Raw genomic sequence first — 17,782 nt, forward strand, 5'->3', positions numbered from 1 at the left:
AAGAGGACTAGAGGGATCATCAATAGGATACCAGAGGGCTCTTAATATGTTTGTTACATCTACTCTTCTAATGCTTCTAACTTCTGTAATGCTCTTCTTTTACGATATAACATTTTGGCTGCTTCTGCCACATCATTAAGCATTCCCTTGTTAATAATGGCGCCGAATAACATTCCTGCTACTGGTATAAGTTGAAACAGTTTCTTCCAGCCGAAGTTATCACGATAGACAGCGATAACCTCCTGCCATCCCTGTAGTTGCGAGATCATCTGCTGATTGCGCTCTCCACTACCGAATGCCTCAAGATCTTCAAGAATTGCTTTTTTACCAACAATGTCAGAAGATGCGAATTGCATCACTTTAACTGCAAAAATCCGTTCTTCCTTCTGCTTCGGATCGAAACCATAGCTCATTGCAATTTCTTGAATAATTTTCAATGAAAGTCCTAATATAGCAGGGATGTCAACGGCTAATGTAAGAAAGCCCCCAAAGCCTGTTGTCGCGCCTTGAATAGCTACCATAGAAGAACGACTCGCTGACAGTTGGTCGGCTGTCTTATTCATGATTGACATTGGCAACATAGCACATTGATCAAGCGTTAGAGGTTCAGCACGATTGATTAATTCGACTTCAATTGCTTCAGATTGTGAGGCTGTTTTTGCATTTTGTTGAATTCGTTCTAGTACACTTTTCTCCGAAACAAGGTACTTCCCCCCATTTTGAACATATCCACCAATCTCTTCAACTGCTTGACCTAGCTTTTGCTGAATAAATTTGGGTGTAAGTTTATCTAGTAACATAAACGGAAGTCTACCAAGCTTTTCCCAAAACCATAAATCTTTCTGATCTTTCTCCCATGCTTCCACCTCTTGTAACTCTATTTCAAGCTGCTGCTTTGTATCCGCCGATTTCATCATTCAGCCCCCTCATATTGCTCTGTTATACGTTATCCGAAGAGATATGGATGCAAATGAAATTTTAGTTATGTACTGTGAACGATTCCTAGCTATACATAATAAAAGGCGTCTTACAAATTCTATTCGAATCTTACAAGATACCTTTACTATATTCAATTAAAAATATAAGGCATGAATTCTGTAAACTACAGAATTCATGCCTTATTAGTTACTTTATTCCATCATTACTTCATTGTTCAGCAGTAGGAATTTTGAACTCAATAACTTTTATTGACTCCGCTTTAGTGCCTGTTCCAGAGATTTTACTTTCATAAATTATACCTGTTACTGTTGCTTCTGGATCACTCACAAACTGATAACGATTATAGTTACTAGGAGAAGGAGTTCCTTCTACTTCTACATACTTAATACCATTATCATAATTTGCTGCCGCATTAACATCTTCTGTCAACGTAATTGTACCAGAACCTGAAATGGTTTTATTATTTACCAATGTAGTACCAGGCATTGTCAATCTAGCTTGTGCTGCAAGCTCAATGATACCATCATTATTCACTGCATAACCAACGTTCGATAACGTTAAATCTCCCTCTTGTACAGCGATCTTTCCATAGTTGTATGTCTTTCCGTTTAGTCTAATGTTACCCTTAGTTAAACGAAGCTCGCTGTTTTCTTGAATAGTTGTCATACCAGAAACTGATATTTGTCCATTTTTACTTACTTCCAACAATTTATTAATTGTTAGATCTCCGTAAATACTTACACTTCCTCTTAAGGAATTAGTATAATTTTGATTTGCACCAATGATGTTCATTGTACCATTAATATCTGCATCAGTATTAATCATTAAGTCACCCTTAACATTCAAAAGACCATCTTGCTTAACAAACAAGCCAGCATTACCACGAATGGACAAGAGACCTATATTTGGTACAGCAATTTCTCCACCTGCTTCTATTGTAATCCCTTTATTCGCACTCACACCAGTATAATAGTAATGTCCTTGTGATTCTAACTGCGAGGTAGTTGTAATTTTCCCTCCGCTTGATACTATGATTTCTCCATTAGTATTAACATATGCTCCCCCGTTAACACTACCACCTAAGCGTAGCTCTCCTCCTGAACCGATAGTAAAGTTAGAATTTAGTATATTAAGATTTTGTTTTGGCTGTAGCTCTAATACATTATTCAAAGTTACAGCTTCTCCGCGGTAATTAACATAAACTTTTGGATATGTTGCAAGTGCCGCAACTACTTCAGTCCATTTGTCTGTATTGATAGTTTCGATAGGTTCATCAACATTACTAGTTACATTATACACATTCACATTTACTTGTTGCGTTCTACCGCCAACGTCAACCGTTACGTATAGATATAAGCTATTTGATGTTCCAGCCATTTGTTCAAGGTTTTGATTAGCCTTCGTTGTCACCTCTAGAAGTCCATCAGCATTCACTCTTGTATCTAAATCAATATTTTTTTCTTGTTTATTAATAGCATCCCAATAGTATGCACTAGCCTTTGCTACCACATTATTATATGATTCGTCTACGAAAGGAGTAAAGATCATCTTAAATCCAGAATAATTATTATAATCGATTTGCACTGATGTCCCTGAAATATATTTATCAAAACTAGCATTTAAATAAAGTGTATAGTTATTCCATATTGGACTTCCACTTAAGTAGCCATTTAAGTAAGAAACATAATTCTCAACTTCAGCATCTTTAGCTAGTAACATTACCTCTACCGTTCCAACTCCACGATTTACATCAAAAGTTTGTTCTCTAGTAGCTGCTCGTTCATCCGTTTCTACAGTAACAGTTACAGTCTCTAAAATAATTTCTTGTCCATTTTCATCGAACCACTTAATGAACGAAGAATAATTACCTGTAATCACTTTAGCTTCTGCATCAGTAATCTGTATTGGAACATTAATAATTCCATCCACCGCAGTAGCATCTTCAACTTTTGCACTAGCAGCAGCCTCAGCTGAATTACGAAGTGCATAGTTTGTTGCATTTTCAGGAGCTTCAATATTTAGCGTATACTGTAGATTAGCATCATAAGTAATAGATTCAGCTAATGTAACTTTAACTACGCCATTTGCATTATAGCTGTAATCTTCAATCTCAATATCATTGGAATCTACTAGTGACAAACGCTCTTCCGGAATATACGCTCCCTTAAGCCATAGTGCTTTAATCGTCATATTCATATAGATCGGAGACTTATTCAGATCAACATTCCAACCGATGAAGAAATAGCCTTCTTTTGTAGGAGCAGCAACTGCTGGAGTTATTTCTCCTAACTTCACTTTTTTAGGTTCAATTATACTTCCACCATCTGTATCAAAAGTAAGCGTTAATGGGGGAACATTACCAATATAAACTGTGCTCAGACCATTAAGCTCAACTCGAACAAATTGTTCACCGCTAATCTCAACAACTTTTCCAATCAAATTCTCTTTAATACCTTTTTTGTTTGTATGTCCAATTAGGAACGTGTACGGAGTAATATCTACATCCGCAGCAAACCCAAGATTTGCTTTAGAAAGCGTTAATGTCGTTTTTCCTACAGGATGGATTTCGGATGATGTATTATTCTCTGCTGACTCTACTAATAATTTTGCATCTATTGCAAAGTACTTAATATTAAGTGAAGCAACATCTAACTCCGCATCTGCAAATTCTTTATTAAGAGCTGCTGTCACATTTTCTTGTTCTTCTTCAGTAACCTCAGCCGCTGAAGCTGTCACTGAGAAAGAAACAGTATCAGTAGCGTTTAGAGTAATGTCATCACCATTCTCATCCACGAACACCACATCATCCGCAACAACAACTGGTGCGCTATCTAGATCTTTATTAGCCAGATCTACTAATGCTATTACAGTGCCCGTTGCCGCGCTTGTTACTGTACCACTATATTTTCCAGTACCAGTTACCTCCGCAGTAATTACTGCACCTACATCAAATGTTTGAACAGTATATGTTGCCGATTCTGATTTAAGTTGATCATTCACAAGCCATTTCACAGTTTTAGTTGCATTAGTTGGTGTTACATCAACTGTTAGCTGATCACCAGAACGAATAACTGTACCTGCCACATCCGTATTGTTACGTTTAATCGTAGCACCCGTCACTTTAACCGTATTAGTACCGCCACCACCGCCATTTCCACCGCTTGATGGTGTTGTCGGCTCTGGTGTTGCTGTCGGCTCTGGTGTTGTTGTTGGTGCAGGAGTCTCGCTTGGTTTATCAACTTTAAGTTCAGCTGACTTTTCAAGGAAACGTTCAGTAATTACTGCTACAACTGCACGACTTGCTGTACCTTTAGGATTGAACAAATTTCCTTTCTCTCCTTGAACAAGTCCTAGAGCCACAGCCTGATATACTGCTTCCTTAGCCCAAGAACTAATTTGATCACTATCAGCAAATAAATCACTAGATTGATATTTACTTAAATCATAACCCATATATGAAGTAAGGAATCTCATCATTAGTACTGTAATTTGCTCACGATTTAATAAATCATTAGGACCAAAAGTCCCATTGCCATATCCATCAGTCAGACCTGCACTTACAGCCCAACTTATTGCATTGGCATACCAAGCACTCGCAGGAACATCAGTAAAGGTCTGATCTTTAACTGCAACTTCAGGACCATCTAACTTTTCCGCTAAGCGATTTAGCACAGTAATAAACATCGCTCTTGTCATTGAACCTTGTGGTTCAAATACACCTTCTGCACTTCCGTTAAATAATCCCTCTTGCACTACCTTATTAATAGATTCTTCTGCCCAATGTCCTTTAATATCTGTAAAACTTTTCGGTTCATTAGCAAAAACTTGTGCTGGTAATAATCCTACAAATAAGAAAACTACTAATAAAATTGCTATGTTTCTTTTAATTCTTAATAATGAATTACTCATTTACTTCATTAGCCTCCTAATAAATATACTTTTTTGTATGTATTACTTAACAATGCTAAATAATGGTATCATTTTCCCGAATTATTGTAAATGAAATTAATATAATTCATCTAATTCTAAGGTAGGAGACTCTCCCTTCAGATTCCTTTCTGACCTACTTAATCAATCCCTTTATTTTCATCTGAGTAACGAAAGTTAGTCGGTCAATTGGACTGATTTATTCGACCTCTTGTAACGTTATTTCACAAAAAAAAATCCCTTTATAGTATTTCATCAGTAAATACACTTTGTATTTTTCTAATGATCACTATAAGGGGTACCTTTCATGTATATTAATACAGACTGGCAAGCTTTCGTACTACTATAATGGTGCTTTATTTTGATGATACTTTGACAACTATTGTTCTAGTGATGGTATCGTAAAGTGATTTTTTTTTTGTAAAGATAGCAGTTAAGATATATACACACATTAATATGTAAATGAGTCCACCAATTACTGAATCGCAAATAATATAATAGATTAATACCGGCAAGGTCATCATTACAGATCCTGCAAACTGCTTGCAATATAGCTTATCTATCTTATAACCTTAAACTAATATACTTTTAGATAGAATCCTTTATTGTCCCCATTTGTTGCGGAATTTTTGCGAAGCTCCTATCAAGATAGGCTTACCATGACCGAAACAAGCAATCTTGAATTCTAAATTGGCTAACTTTTTTAGACTTTGTTTAGCAATTGTCATATCCTCATGTCCTATACTCCAACCAAGTGCTGGAATATTTGAAGCCGCATCAGCGACAAACATAATTCCACCATGCTGCTGTAATGAAAAAGCAAGTTGTCCTAGACTATGGCCTGGAATCTCAATTACGTTTATCCCTCCAACAGCATCGATGCTCTCCCCTCCATAAAGTTTCACATCGACCGGAACTGCATCAATTGTCATTAGCAAACTTTCGTACCGCTTCGAATGTAATAATATCACTTCCACTAGATGGTTGGCTTTGATAAACGTAATCAGCAGAACATGTTATGTTAGTAAAACCGTTACTTTCTAAAATAAATTTCATTTCCTCAATTCCATACCAACGCAATGCAAGTCGTTGCAGCTCACTTTGAATCAACTTGCCTTGCCGCCATTTCTCATATTTAAGATAAGATACAGTACATTGATTTAACCAATCTATTTCAACAGATTTGTTTTCCATCGTAATCCCATCACCGTTAGGTAGCGAAAAAGTTGAAGTAGTAATCTCTCCTGTTTTCCATCCATGAGGAAACACAAGATCTATAATTAATCGACCTCCGGGAACAAGATGCTTATAGAAAGATTTCAATGCACTCTGCGAGTCTTCTCGATTCTCGATCAAACAAAAAGAGCCAGTAGGAATAATTATCGCCTCATAAGTAATCGGCAATGAAAAATTTTGTAATTTACCTTCATATAAATTAGGAGTTAATCCTCTTTCCTCACAACGTTTTCTACAGGACTCCAACATCTCAGGAGAATAATCTATGCCATCCACTGTCAGTCCAGCTTCAAGAAGCGGAATGATAAAACGCCCAGAGCCAACTCCAGCTTCAAGAATACGCCCCTGACATGTTTTTAACCGATCTTGATAATATTCAATATCTCCGGCTAGCGAATACCCCACTGGTTTTGTAAAATCATAGACTTCTGTACAAAGTGAACTGTAAGAACTAAACATATTTCTACCTCCAGTTTTTATGTAAGATAGGATAATAATAAAAGTATTTCTAATAATAAACCTTTAAACAATTAACGATTCAAACAGATGTGGATTTTCATATACGATAACATTACATATGGGTTCAAATCCTGACTTCTTATAAATATTGATTCCATCAGGTGAAGCCTGAAGTACACAAGGTCCAGTATACTGCTTTTGCGCCTCTGCAATAAGAAAATTAAACATCGCTGAACCAAAACCTTTCCCTCTGCATTCTCGTTTGGTTACAATATCATAGATGCCCACACTGTCCTTAGTGAATACCAAAGAGCCGGTTGAAACCACTTCATTCTGGAAAAATCCGATATATAATTTCATAATTGAATGATTAATAAGCGGTAATTCAGATAAGCATTTATAGTAAGCATGAACTTGAATCGCTTCTTCAGAATCACCAAATAATGAAACTATTACATCCCCGTATTGTTCAATTTCCTTGGAAGACGAAACCTCGATCATATTAAACTCTGCCGTGTGATTCTTATTAGGAAACAATGCGTGTAGATCTGCATACATAGCAATATTTGTTTCTGCTTTTATTAATCCTATACTTTTTAGAACTTGATAGATGTCGCTGTTACCATCTTCCCATGACCATAAAGCCATAGGAAATTTTTTATTCATGAAATAACGAATCGCTTCTTCGATTATCGCTGAATCAGATTGTTGTAAATGTTGGTTAAGCAAAACAATGTTATTGAATGTATCTGAAGGTAGACCACTATCCACTCTAATATAATCATCGTTTTCACTTACGTTGATACTATCTGTATACTCTGCTAAGAATGAAATTTTGTGTATAAAGTTATCCCTAACTAATTTAGCAAGACTATTCTGCACATAATCCCCTCAATTCTTTTCATCAAATGGCCGAAAGTATGACGTTCATCCCATTTTTCTCAACTACTTCCTTTAAAGCTTACATAACTGCATCTTTTCTATCAAGCCTCAATTCGCCACATAGAAAGTAACAAGTTATGCAGCTTATTCGCTAATTTCCTTTCCAATATTGATAGAAATAAAAACGATCAATGTCTGCTGAAAATCCAGCAGACATTGATCGTAAAGAGTTGATACATTCCCTTTGCTTCGTGAGTTGATCCCAGATCAGCTTTATAGGAACATAATCATAGACAATATGAACATAAACAATACACCAGCAATCATCGGAACTGAAGTTCTTTTCACGATTGCGATAGGATCTGCTTTAACTGTTCCAGCAACAATTAGAATAACAGCTGCAACAGGAGAAACAGCGCGGAATAGGTTGCCTGATAGACCAAGTGGAACAGAAATTGCGATAGGACTTATTCCAGCTGCTTCAGCCAATGGAACGATTAGCGGCACCATTGCGAAAATCAGTGCTGTACCACTTCCGCTTAATATTACAATAAGAGCGGTTAAACCCACTAATATAAGAGGGAGAATAAAGTCGAGCCCGTTACCTTGCATTTGTTGCATTGAAGCTTGAAGTTCATCAACTAAACCAATCGATTTTAGGCCAGTTACAAACACAGATGCAGCAACTAACAAGGCTACAATTGGAATAGCTCCGCCCATTCCTTTAAAGAATGCTTCAGTCTTCTCTAGAACGCTCTTATTCCCTTTATGTCTGATCAATTCACATACAATAGCAAGTACCAGTGATACTAACGTAGCAACCTCTACACTAATATCTATCGTGTTACCTGTAGTAAGTTGAACAGCATAAGCACCTAATAGGAGAATAATCGGAAATACTGGTAGTAGTGCGTATACCGTTTTGTAAAGCAAACCACCTTTAACTTCGACTGTTTCATGTACTTCAAGTTTATCATTATCATTTAAAGCTATTCCACGCAGACTATCTCTTTTATCCATTCTCTTCTGCCAGAAGTAATGAACGAATGCTATAAAGATAATTGTAGGAATTGAAACTAGAGCGTGATAATTAAATACATAATCCGTTACGTTCATTCCAGCGAATAATGAATGTTTAGCTAATTCCTCAGCTATCGCCACATTATCGCTACCTAAAGGAGTTGGAACGATTGTTGCTGATGTAGCAATTACCGCAGCAGCTGTTAGTGCAGTCATTCCTGCTTTTCGTAAAATTGGATATAGAGTAGCCAATAAGATAATAGCAAGATTTGAAGCACTAGGAATAACAAGAGACAATGCATTTCCTAATAAAAACACGATTGGAACTAAAACATAAACAGATTTGATTTTTGCAATTGGTTTTGTTAAAGCATTTACAGTGACATCGTTTGCACCAATTGAGGACATATAAGCTGTATATCCACCCAATATAAGTACTATAAAGCCTGCAGCGCCAAAGGTTTGCTTAAACTGTGTAACAATAACCTGAAGCGGATCTAACCATAACGATCCTGTCGATACAAAATCTTTAACCGCTATTTCTTTTCCCATACCAACACTTATCAATATGAGTATAATACCCATTAGAAAGAGTGTGATTTTGATGTCCATTTTTTTGATAAGCATATAAATGACTATTAATACTGCGATAATAGCAGAAGCATACATTATTATATTGGAATTCATAATTGAATTTCCTCCCCACTTCTATGAATATAGCCTAATTACACTTACTCAAGCTTTCCATGAACCATTGCTTAAACATCTGTGGATCAATATCAACACATACTTTGGCATTATTGGGCTGTTTCAGATACCCTTTCAAGTCTACAACAGTGCATCCTGTAGTCATGGAACCGCTTAACTCAACATCAACAAAAGTATCGACTACTTGGAACATCTCTGGTTGAAGCAGATAAGCGATCGCAGTACTATCATACATTTTCAATCCGGTTTTCAGGCTGCCACCTCTATATTTTTGAAACAATTGATAGATCATATTTCCTGTTTGATTCATTTCTTTCAATTTCTCACTATCTTCTGGATACACTAAAGCTTTCAATCCAACATCCAGACCTACCATAACGATTGGCAGGTTACTTTGGAAGACCATTTTCGCTGCTTCTGGATCTGCAGCAATATTAAATTCTGCCATAACTCCATAATTTCCACGCGTTGTTGAGCCACCCATTAATACTATTTCTTCAATATTTTTTTTCGCATCTGGATACATAGAAAGCAAGAGAGCAATATTAGTAAGAGGACCTATTGGAACGATAGTGATCGGTTTTTCACTTGCCATAATAACGCGATACATGGCATTTACTGCATGCTCTTTCAATACAAGATCTTCAGTTGGTTCTTCGAAATCATAACCATCCATCCCTGTAGAACCATGTATATCACTTGCATCGATAGGTTCCTTAATAAGCGGTCTATCAGCACCTAAGGCAACCGGTACATTTTTATTGAAAAACTTCAGTAATCTGAGTGCATTAGTTGTAACCTTATCAAGTCCAACGTTTCCGGCAATAGTAGTTATTAGGCGAACATCTAATTTGTCACTATAAAGTGCTATTGCTAGTGCAACTGCATCATCAATTCCTGGATCTGTATCAATAATAATAGGTCTTTTTGTCATGTTTCTCTTCCTCCTTGAAATGTAAACGTATGAGATTTCATATGAACTAATCAGAAATAGTTTCTAATCTAACCGTCCTTGATTAACAATAAAAGATTCAACTTCTTCACTAGTAGGCATTCCCGTTTGGGCACCAAGTTTTGTAGTGGATAATGCTGCTACAGCATTTCCGTATTTACATGCGTCTTTCAAATCTAATCCTTTACTTAATGCAATGGCCAAGCCACCATTAAATGAATCACCAGCACCAGTAGTATCAACTACATTCATTTTATAAGCAGGAATAATTATTTCCTTGCCTTCTTCAACAATAGAAACTCCCTTACTGCCTTTAGTGATGATCAGTTTCTCAGCAAAAGTCTCTTCGTTGCTTTCTTCTTTCAATAGCAGATATTCATGTTCATTAGGGGTTATATAATCCACATCTTGAATTACTTGTGATGGCAAGTTTTGAATAGGTGCGGGATTCAGAATGACTTTAACACCATTTTCCTTGGCAATCTCTATTGCTTTCTGGACACCTTCTAGTGGTATTTCTAATTGAAGGATTAGAATATCGCTATCCGCAATAATATCTCGTTTCGATTCTACGAATGCAGCTGTTACATTATTGTTAGCGCCAGGCACTACAATTATACTGTTATCTTGATTTGCAACGATGATAGACGCAGTAGCAGTCATATGTGTAACCGGTTCCACATTGCTTACATCAACACCTTGCTCTTGAAGATGTTGGAGGATATCTTTACCGAAGCTGTCATTGCCTACGCAACCGATCAATTTCACTCGTCCTCCAAGTCTAGCAGCGGCTACTGCTTGATTGGCTCCTTTTCCTCCTGGATTCATATAAAACTGATCTCCAAAGAGTGTCTCTCCTGTCTTAGGAACCTGAGAAGTAATTGTAACCAAATCCATATTAATGCTTCCAACAACAGTTATTTTAGGTTTCTGCTCCATCCCAGTATTCTCCTTACGTTGAATTTCTCTCTATAAGTTCAACATCAAATTTAAAATAAGTTTTCTCAACTGACTTCTGCTCCATTAAATTAACTAACAAAGTTGTTGCTTTTTCTCCCAGCTCATAGATCGGCTGGACAATCGTTGTTAGTTCAGGAATCGTTGCTGCAGAAAGCGAGATTCCGTCAAATCCAATTATCGAAAGTTCATCAGGTACTTTTTTCCCAAGCTGGTGGGCGGCTTTCATAGCACCTATTGCCATAATATCATTTGCAGCAAAAATACCGTCAATTTCAGGGTGTTGACTCAAAAGCTCTAACGTCGCTTTAATTGAAGATTGCATTTCATAGTTTCCATTCACAATGTAGCTCTCTCCAAACCACAGTTCCTGGTCTACAACTTCTTTATAACCTTCACAACGTTCTTCTGCATTAACAATCCCATCGGTACCTCTGATGTGGGCGATTCTTTTGCACCCTTTGCTTTTAAGAAAACGAGTAGCAGCAATGGCACCTTTTTTGTTCTCTACAACTATCGTCGGTAGACCTTTGCTTATTTCGCGGTCAATACTGACTACTGGAATATTAATTTCAATAATCTGATCAGCAGTCAAAGTATTTGAAGAAACAATGATACCGTTAACATATTTTTGTTGTAAAACGTCTAAATAAGCTTGTTCTTTTTCTCTATTTGCATCTGAATTACATAGAATAACATTGTAGCCTAACTTAATAGCTGTGTCCTCGACAGCCCTTGCAAGTTCAGGAAAGAAAGGGTTCATGATATCAGGTACGATTAACCCTATCGTATTAGATTGCTTCTTAAAAAGACTTCTCGCAACTTCATTCGGCTTGTAGTTCAATTCTAAAATCGAGCTTTCAACCTTTTCCCTTGTATCTTGCCCAACATATCCCTTGTTATTCAGCACTCTTGATACTGTAGCAACAGATACTCCTGCCATCTTTGCAACGTCTTTAATTGAAGCCATACTATCACTCCACCCTACATAGGTAACCGGTTACACAAATAATATACTATTTATTTTATTGTAAGTCAATATTGTTATCGAACACATTTCGCATAATAGCACCACTTGGGTACATTTTTATTGATTGGAATATTTTAACTATGTATCGCATCTAAATAGGATACCCTTCTTAATTAATTTATGAACGGGCATCCTACATATAAGATATGTAATTTTCCTGTATTTTCAATGAATTTGAGGGAACTGTGAATTGTTGAAGATAAAAGTTACATTTAGAAAACACTTCCATCTATGCATTTTTTTTAATGACGTGGGCGAAGCATTCGCCCTACGATGAATAACATCTGTTTTCTTGTAAAGACACGAGACATTTGGGCAGAAATATAGTTTTTAAATCCTGGAATAGCAAAAACCTTACCAGCTTGAATAGAGCGAAGAGCGACTTTAACCACATTTTCTGGAGTATCTCGTTTCCCTACTGAAGCTTCATCAGCCCCTACAACATTGAAAAATTCTGTTTCCGTTGACCCCGGACATAACGCAAAAAATTGTACGCCGCGTTTTCTATTTTCCTCCCATAGAGCTTGAGTGAATGATAATACGAAAGCTTTAGTCGCACCGTATACAGCCATATTAGGTAGAGGTTGAAACGCTGCTGTTGAAGCTACATTTATGACAAGACCACTTTTCCTATTCAACATTTCCGGTAAAAATAGATGTGTAAGATTTACAACTGCTGATACATTAAGCATTATTTCTTCATGCTGTCTTGAACCAGAAAGTTGTTCAAAAAGACCATGAGTAGCAAAGCCTGCATTATTAATAAGAATATCAACTTTAAGCCCTCGTTCAACACATTGTTGATAGAGCTTAATCGCGGAATCTTCTCGAGATAGATCCGAAACAAGAATATGTGCTTGAATACAAAATTCTCTTTGTAATTGCTCTGCTAAAGCGATCAATTTATCTTCTGAGCGAGCGACTAAAATCAAGTGACTGCCTTTCGCTGCAAACTCACGAGCAAATGCCTCACCTATTCCTGAAGATGCACCTGTAATCAATGCCCATTTATTATTTATTGGTATCATTACATTATCTCTCCCATTAATTGCGATTTGGAAACAGTGTTTCAATATGAATCATTGTATTTAATTTGGACTATAATGTCAATATATCTTTTCATATCGCAGCACGACTGAAACATTAATATGATGTGTATAGAATATATATATTGGCAATTTCCCTTCCATAACAGTAAAATAAGGTTTAGAAATATAGGTTGTTTCAGAAATTAACATTCTAAGGTTGTGAATTTACATGCTTAATTCTTCTAATAATCCTTCTGCAGTTAATCATACAGTTACAACTTACCCTAAAGCCAAACTTCAACATGCAGAACTATTAAGACTCAATATTATTGAAGTTGCTGCTACTATCATGCAAGAATTCGGTCCTGAAGCCGTAACCATTCGTAGAGTTGCTGAGAAAATGGAATGTCCCACAAAAGTCATATATAATGTGTTTGGAAGTAAAGAAGGTCTGGCTAAAGAACTCTTTATGGAAGGGTGTAAACTGCTCGCTGCTTCATTTCAAGCCGTCCCACAACAAGCCGATCTTAAACAGTATCTTCTTGATCTTGGACAAGCTTATTGGGATTTCTCACGGGATTATACCAGCTACTATATGGTTATGTTTGGTGGGGCATTTAGCGAATTCAAACCTGAAGAGGAAAGTTTGCAAGCTATCGTAACCGCTTTGAAACAAGTAATCTTCATTATTACAAAAGCGATTGAACAAGGTTTTATTTCCGAGAAAGACCCGATACTAGTTGTTAATCTTGTGTGGGCATCGCTCCATGGTACCATTCACCTGCATCTAGGAGGACACATTCAAGATGAGCAAGCTGCTAAAATATTGTATGATAGATCCGTATCAAATCTAATTCACACATTCTTTAGAAGTGATAATTGATCACAAAAACATCTTTGCAAAACTATATGCCACAGAAAATAAGCCGCTATCATGAAATATTTCATGATAGCGGCTTATTAGTTCAGTGTTCTTAGACAAGCAAAGTCGTCCAAAGTGAGATTATTATTAAGTTAGTCGATATTAGCAGGAGCTAATCACGCTTTACAACTTCACCACTGAATACTTTAAGATCCATAGGAGCAGCCATGAAGACTGATGCTTTCTGAACAAAAGCTGTAAAATGAGCACTTGTATTATGTGAAGTAGTCGCCTCAACGTCTTTCCATAATTCGACCATCGTGTAATGATGGTCCTTCTCAGTATTTTTCATTAATTCATAACTAATATTACCTTCTTCTGCTCTTGTTAGCGGAAGCAAAGTTTTCATTTCTTCCAAAAACATTTGTTCTTGATCGGGTTTCACATGGAGATTAGCATGTACAATAATCATTATTAATCATTCCTCATCTTATTAATAAGCCTTTAGAGATCATGTTCAAAAAAAAGCTTTTATATAAATTTTAAGTGACTACTTTTCATCAGGTGTTACTCTGACAAGCATTTTCCCTACATTCGTTCCTTTGAATAACTGGAGAAATGCTTCAGGAATCTGATCAAATCCATCAATAATCGTCTCTTCGTAATTCAACTTACCTTCAGATAGCCATTTCCCAAGATGTTGAGCTCCTTCTTCTAGGCGGTCTGAATAGTCGCTAAGCACGAAACCTTTAATCATTGAACGCGTTTTAATAAGCTGCGTTAAAATGCTAGGTCTCAAATCAGTACCAATCTCCTTATTGTATGAAGAGATTGCACCGCAGAGAGGAATTCTCGCATAATCATTAAGTAAGCTCATTACCGCATCAGTGACATCGCCACCAACATTATCGAAATATACATCAACGCCATCTGGACAGGCTTGTGCGATTGCCGCTTTTAGGTCGGGAGAAGTTTTGTAATTAACTGCGGCATCAAAGCCAAGCTTGTCCGTGAGTAGCTTGGTTTTCTCATCGGATCCAGCGATTCCCACAACTCGAGCTCCCTGTATTTTAGCAATTTGACCTACAATAGATCCAACTGCCCCGGCAGCTCCTGAGACAACAACAGTCTCTCCAGCCTTTGGTTTACCAATATCCATTAACCCGAAATAAGCAGTTAATCCTGTCATACCTATTACTCCTAAATAAGCAGACAACGGTGCAATCTTCTCATCGATTGGACGAACTTCCGCTATATCCACAACGTTATATAACTTCCAACCTAAATAACCCATTACTTTATCGCCAGGGCTAAATTTATCAGAACGTGATTCGATAACTTCTCCAACTACGCCACCGACTATTGCCTCACCCAACTTATAAGGTGGAATATAAGATTTACCTTCGTTCATTCTTCCTCGCATATATGGATCAACGGAAAAGTACAAAGAACGAACGACGATCTGTCCCGCTTCAGGTTGTTTCACTGGAGTTTCCTTAAATTCGAATGTTTCGTTGGTTGGCCATCCTTGCGGACGAGATCGCAACGTTATCATTTTGTTCATCATGTGCATTCACTCTCTTCTTAATGATATTAACAATTCAATAATCATACCTATCTGAAACATTGTATGATAGTTATAATACTTTCAAACTATTTACTCAAAAATAAGGTTTCTTGACATCTTATAGACTGTCCAAGAAACCTGGTAAATACACTTGAAATGCATCATCCCGCAAATAAATCATTTTTTTCTGCCCTTCACGAACGACTCGTATGAGTCCAGCATCATTCATAATTTTGAGATGATAAGTGATGTTGGATTTATCCGTATTCATTATAGCGCCGATCTCTCCACAGCTATTACGGCTTGGCTCGGCAAGTAGATAACGGATGATCTCAATTCGTTTTATTTCTGCAAGAGCTTTAAAAATTCGTACCCGCTTCTCATCTTCTTCTAATAATTGTTGAATAGTCATAAAACTATCCTACTCTCACTGAACTTTGATTGTCAAGTTTTCAGATAAGCTTGAAAAGCAACTCTGGTAGTTGAAATCTGACTTAAACTAGAGTGATAACGAATTGTTTTATTCCACAACACCAAATGCGAGAATAGAAAACTCCTTATCCTCTGAACCTTCTGCCATTCTAATCTCAACTCGATGCCTTTCAGAATTCTCTTTCATGAACATGAATTTTGTAACGGGATTGTTCCAACCTGTACTTTTGTATCCGTCGATAACATGTTCCAACTCACCATCTATAATGATCTCTATTGTACCGGTTAAAATTTCACTGCTTTCCTTCGTCACAATGAATAGACTGCTGGACGTTAGATCAAGAATAAAGCTGTCGTTCCCTGCATCACGCCGATGCGTCCAACCTTGTGGAAATTGCTTGATAGTCAAATCCTCGATGAAGCTCCCCATTGATACGACTTGCGTATTCTCGGCATCTAGCATCTTCATATTCTCAAATGCTTTTCCATAGAAAGTCGTTGCCGGTTTGACCGGTTCGCTATCCTTCTCTTCGCTATCCAAGACAGTGTAATAATGCTTAATAAATTCCGCGACAAGCATATGTCCATTCATATCGGGATGGACATCGTCATCAGAATAATCACTCCAAGACATTCTTCCTTCTTCAAATTCCGGCAGTAAAGCATCCTTCACGCTAATCATCGGTAAATCGTAATGGAGTCCGATATTCTCCATCTGGCTCTGAGCAGAGTAGCCTTGTTCTGTAACCGTGAAAATCAACACTACAGCAGGTTCCTTCGTGCCATCCCACAATCGACGTAAGAGACTCTCAAATGCTGTCATACTTAGCCCATCATTCGGATCATTTACTGCGAACTCGACGAATACCACATCTGGATCATACTGTAACACATCGCGCTCCAAGCGTATTAGACCAAGTGTGGATGGAGTCCCTGCCATCCCGGCATTGATATACTTAACGTTATTACCCGTTCCGAAGGTGTCTACAAAGTATTGATAGGATTCCTTAGCGTAATTATGCTCGGCTCCTCCGTTGAACCCCTCAGTGATCGAGCCACCAATATACGCGATTGTCGTTTCTTCACCATTACGAGATTGCTCCATTGCTTTTTTCATCCGATAGTTGTTACCAGTACTTACGAGGGAACGTTCCAGCATTGAGTTATTAGCAATATCATCTTCCATCTTCTCTTCACCTATATCCTGTTCAAATGTATTCGTATCGTCATTCGTAGCTTTATTCCCGCCAATCTGTTGAGCGGATGAGCAACCCGTTAAATGTAATACCACAACGACTATTCCTATAAGTGAGATAATCTGCCTGATTCTCATTAGTCATCCTCCTCCAAAAAATATTGATATTCCAACTTACTAATGCTACATCTAATGCACAGTCCATTGAAGTTTAGAAGAAGAAGAAAGTCCCTTATACCTACTCTAACCGACTATTAATTTATAACTAAATTGAAGATTTATTATATTTATCAAGACAGTCTTTACAAATACTTGATTTTCCCAATTGATCTGCTGGTATCATTTCAAATATCTCTTTAGAGAACATTTCTTTACTACACCAACATTTTGTATTGCGGGCACTTGAAAGATTTCCGCATTTATTATCATTACTGCATATTGGACATTTGTTAGCAATTATATCTGACATATTCTCACCTACCCTAATATTTAGTATAACGTGACCTATAACAATCTAACAGAAATTCTATTTCAATAATCTCGACGATAGGCATTTTATTATAAATTAATCTGAATAATATACTTAAT

The 17,782-nt window shown here is 37.0% G+C and carries 16 protein-coding genes; 1 reads left to right on the forward strand and 15 read right to left on the reverse strand.

Going from position 1 to position 17,782, the window contains the following annotated elements; genetic code table 11:
* Positions 1–59: 59 nt before the first annotated feature.
* The 10 genes from NV377_RS09095 to NV377_RS09140 form a co-directional block, all read right to left on the reverse strand.
* Positions 60–914, reverse strand: a complete 855-nt coding sequence (locus NV377_RS09095; protein ID WP_258201158.1) for an EcsC family protein — start codon at positions 912–914, stop codon at positions 60–62.
* 232 nt (positions 915–1,146) lie between these two features.
* Complete coding sequence (locus NV377_RS09100) at positions 1,147–4,848, reverse strand: S-layer homology domain-containing protein (RefSeq protein ID WP_258200881.1); 3,702 nt, start codon at positions 4,846–4,848, stop codon at positions 1,147–1,149.
* A gap of 620 nt (positions 4,849–5,468) precedes the next feature.
* Positions 5,469–5,798, reverse strand: coding sequence for an MBL fold metallo-hydrolase (locus NV377_RS09105; protein WP_258200882.1), 330 nt, complete (start codon positions 5,796–5,798; stop codon positions 5,469–5,471).
* On the reverse strand, positions 5,788–6,561 hold the full coding sequence (locus NV377_RS09110) for a class I SAM-dependent methyltransferase (RefSeq protein WP_258200883.1): 774 nt from the start codon (positions 6,559–6,561) through the stop codon (positions 5,788–5,790). The genes NV377_RS09105 and NV377_RS09110 overlap by 11 nt, the downstream gene beginning before the upstream one ends.
* Positions 6,562–6,624: 63 nt before the next feature.
* Entirely contained in the window at positions 6,625–7,443 is an 819-nt protein-coding gene (locus NV377_RS09115) for a GNAT family N-acetyltransferase (RefSeq protein WP_258200884.1), read from the reverse strand.
* A gap of 273 nt (positions 7,444–7,716) precedes the next feature.
* Positions 7,717–9,150, reverse strand: coding sequence for a C4-dicarboxylate transporter DcuC (gene dcuC, locus NV377_RS09120; RefSeq protein WP_258200885.1), 1,434 nt, complete (start codon positions 9,148–9,150; stop codon positions 7,717–7,719).
* A 34-nt stretch (positions 9,151–9,184) separates the two neighbouring features.
* Positions 9,185–10,105: a ribonucleoside hydrolase RihC gene (gene rihC, locus NV377_RS09125; protein ID WP_258200886.1), complete on the reverse strand. Its 921-nt coding sequence runs from the start codon at positions 10,103–10,105 to the stop codon at positions 9,185–9,187.
* 63 nt (positions 10,106–10,168) lie between these two features.
* Positions 10,169–11,062, reverse strand: coding sequence for a ribokinase (gene rbsK / locus NV377_RS09130; RefSeq protein ID WP_258200887.1), 894 nt, complete (start codon positions 11,060–11,062; stop codon positions 10,169–10,171).
* A 13-nt stretch (positions 11,063–11,075) separates the two neighbouring features.
* Positions 11,076–12,050, reverse strand: a complete 975-nt coding sequence (locus NV377_RS09135) for a LacI family DNA-binding transcriptional regulator (RefSeq protein WP_258200888.1) — start codon at positions 12,048–12,050, stop codon at positions 11,076–11,078.
* A gap of 302 nt (positions 12,051–12,352) precedes the next feature.
* Positions 12,353–13,138 (reverse strand): SDR family NAD(P)-dependent oxidoreductase, encoded by a 786-nt coding sequence (locus NV377_RS09140; RefSeq protein ID WP_258200889.1) that lies wholly within the window; start codon positions 13,136–13,138, stop codon positions 12,353–12,355.
* Between the two features lie 229 nt (positions 13,139–13,367).
* Here NV377_RS09140 and NV377_RS09145 point away from each other — a divergent pair, with 229 nt between their 5' ends.
* Positions 13,368–14,021, forward strand: a complete 654-nt coding sequence (locus NV377_RS09145; protein WP_258200890.1) for a TetR/AcrR family transcriptional regulator — start codon at positions 13,368–13,370, stop codon at positions 14,019–14,021.
* Between the two features lie 151 nt (positions 14,022–14,172).
* Here NV377_RS09145 and NV377_RS09150 read toward each other — a convergent pair whose 3' ends face one another.
* The 5 genes from NV377_RS09150 to NV377_RS09170 form a co-directional block, all read right to left on the reverse strand.
* Positions 14,173–14,472 carry a putative quinol monooxygenase gene (locus NV377_RS09150; RefSeq protein ID WP_258200891.1) on the reverse strand — a complete coding sequence of 100 codons (300 nt, stop codon included), beginning with the start codon at positions 14,470–14,472 and terminating at the stop codon, positions 14,173–14,175.
* Between the two features lie 78 nt (positions 14,473–14,550).
* Positions 14,551–15,573 (reverse strand): NADP-dependent oxidoreductase, encoded by a 1,023-nt coding sequence (locus NV377_RS09155; RefSeq protein WP_373425813.1) that lies wholly within the window; start codon positions 15,571–15,573, stop codon positions 14,551–14,553.
* Positions 15,574–15,685: 112 nt separating this feature from the next.
* A complete protein-coding gene (locus NV377_RS09160; protein WP_258200893.1) occupies positions 15,686–15,979 on the reverse strand; it encodes an ArsR/SmtB family transcription factor in 294 nt (97 codons plus the stop codon).
* A 108-nt stretch (positions 15,980–16,087) separates the two neighbouring features.
* The gene (locus NV377_RS09165; protein WP_258200894.1) at positions 16,088–17,332 is read right to left on the reverse strand and encodes an SGNH/GDSL hydrolase family protein; all 1,245 of its coding nucleotides are present in this window, start codon (positions 17,330–17,332) and stop codon (positions 16,088–16,090) included.
* 127 nt (positions 17,333–17,459) lie between these two features.
* On the reverse strand, positions 17,460–17,663 hold the full coding sequence (locus NV377_RS09170; protein ID WP_258200895.1) for a cysteine-rich CWC family protein: 204 nt from the start codon (positions 17,661–17,663) through the stop codon (positions 17,460–17,462).
* Positions 17,664–17,782: the final 119 nt, after the last annotated feature.

The sequence above is a fragment of the Paenibacillus endoradicis genome (assembly GCF_024721975.1).

Excerpts from the sequence above, each read along its gene's own strand:
- NV377_RS09145 (WP_258200890.1), top strand. The coding sequence starts at position 13,368 with ATGCTTAATTCTTCTAATAATCCTTCTGCAGTTAATCATACAGTTACA.
- NV377_RS09110 (WP_258200883.1), bottom strand. The coding sequence starts at position 6,561 with ATGTTTAGTTCTTACAGTTCACTTTGTACAGAAGTCTATGATTTTACA.
- dcuC (WP_258200885.1), bottom strand. The coding sequence starts at position 9,150 with ATGAATTCCAATATAATAATGTATGCTTCTGCTATTATCGCAGTATTA.
- NV377_RS09160 (WP_258200893.1), bottom strand. The coding sequence starts at position 15,979 with ATGACTATTCAACAATTATTAGAAGAAGATGAGAAGCGGGTACGAATT.
- NV377_RS09140 (WP_258200889.1), bottom strand. The coding sequence starts at position 13,138 with ATGATACCAATAAATAATAAATGGGCATTGATTACAGGTGCATCTTCA.
- NV377_RS09155 (WP_373425813.1), bottom strand. The coding sequence starts at position 15,573 with ATGCACATGATGAACAAAATGATAACGTTGCGATCTCGTCCGCAAGGA.
- NV377_RS09105 (WP_258200882.1), bottom strand. The coding sequence starts at position 5,798 with ATGACAATTGATGCAGTTCCGGTCGATGTGAAACTTTATGGAGGGGAG.
- NV377_RS09095 (WP_258201158.1), bottom strand. The coding sequence starts at position 914 with ATGAAATCGGCGGATACAAAGCAGCAGCTTGAAATAGAGTTACAAGAG.
- rbsK (WP_258200887.1), bottom strand. The coding sequence starts at position 11,062 with ATGGAGCAGAAACCTAAAATAACTGTTGTTGGAAGCATTAATATGGAT.
- NV377_RS09165 (WP_258200894.1), bottom strand. The coding sequence starts at position 17,332 with ATGAGAATCAGGCAGATTATCTCACTTATAGGAATAGTCGTTGTGGTA.
- NV377_RS09170 (WP_258200895.1), bottom strand. The coding sequence starts at position 17,663 with ATGTCAGATATAATTGCTAACAAATGTCCAATATGCAGTAATGATAAT.
- NV377_RS09150 (WP_258200891.1), bottom strand. The coding sequence starts at position 14,472 with ATGATTATTGTACATGCTAATCTCCATGTGAAACCCGATCAAGAACAA.
- NV377_RS09100 (WP_258200881.1), bottom strand. The coding sequence starts at position 4,848 with ATGAGTAATTCATTATTAAGAATTAAAAGAAACATAGCAATTTTATTA.
- NV377_RS09135 (WP_258200888.1), bottom strand. The coding sequence starts at position 12,050 with ATGGCTTCAATTAAAGACGTTGCAAAGATGGCAGGAGTATCTGTTGCT.
- rihC (WP_258200886.1), bottom strand. The coding sequence starts at position 10,105 with ATGACAAAAAGACCTATTATTATTGATACAGATCCAGGAATTGATGAT.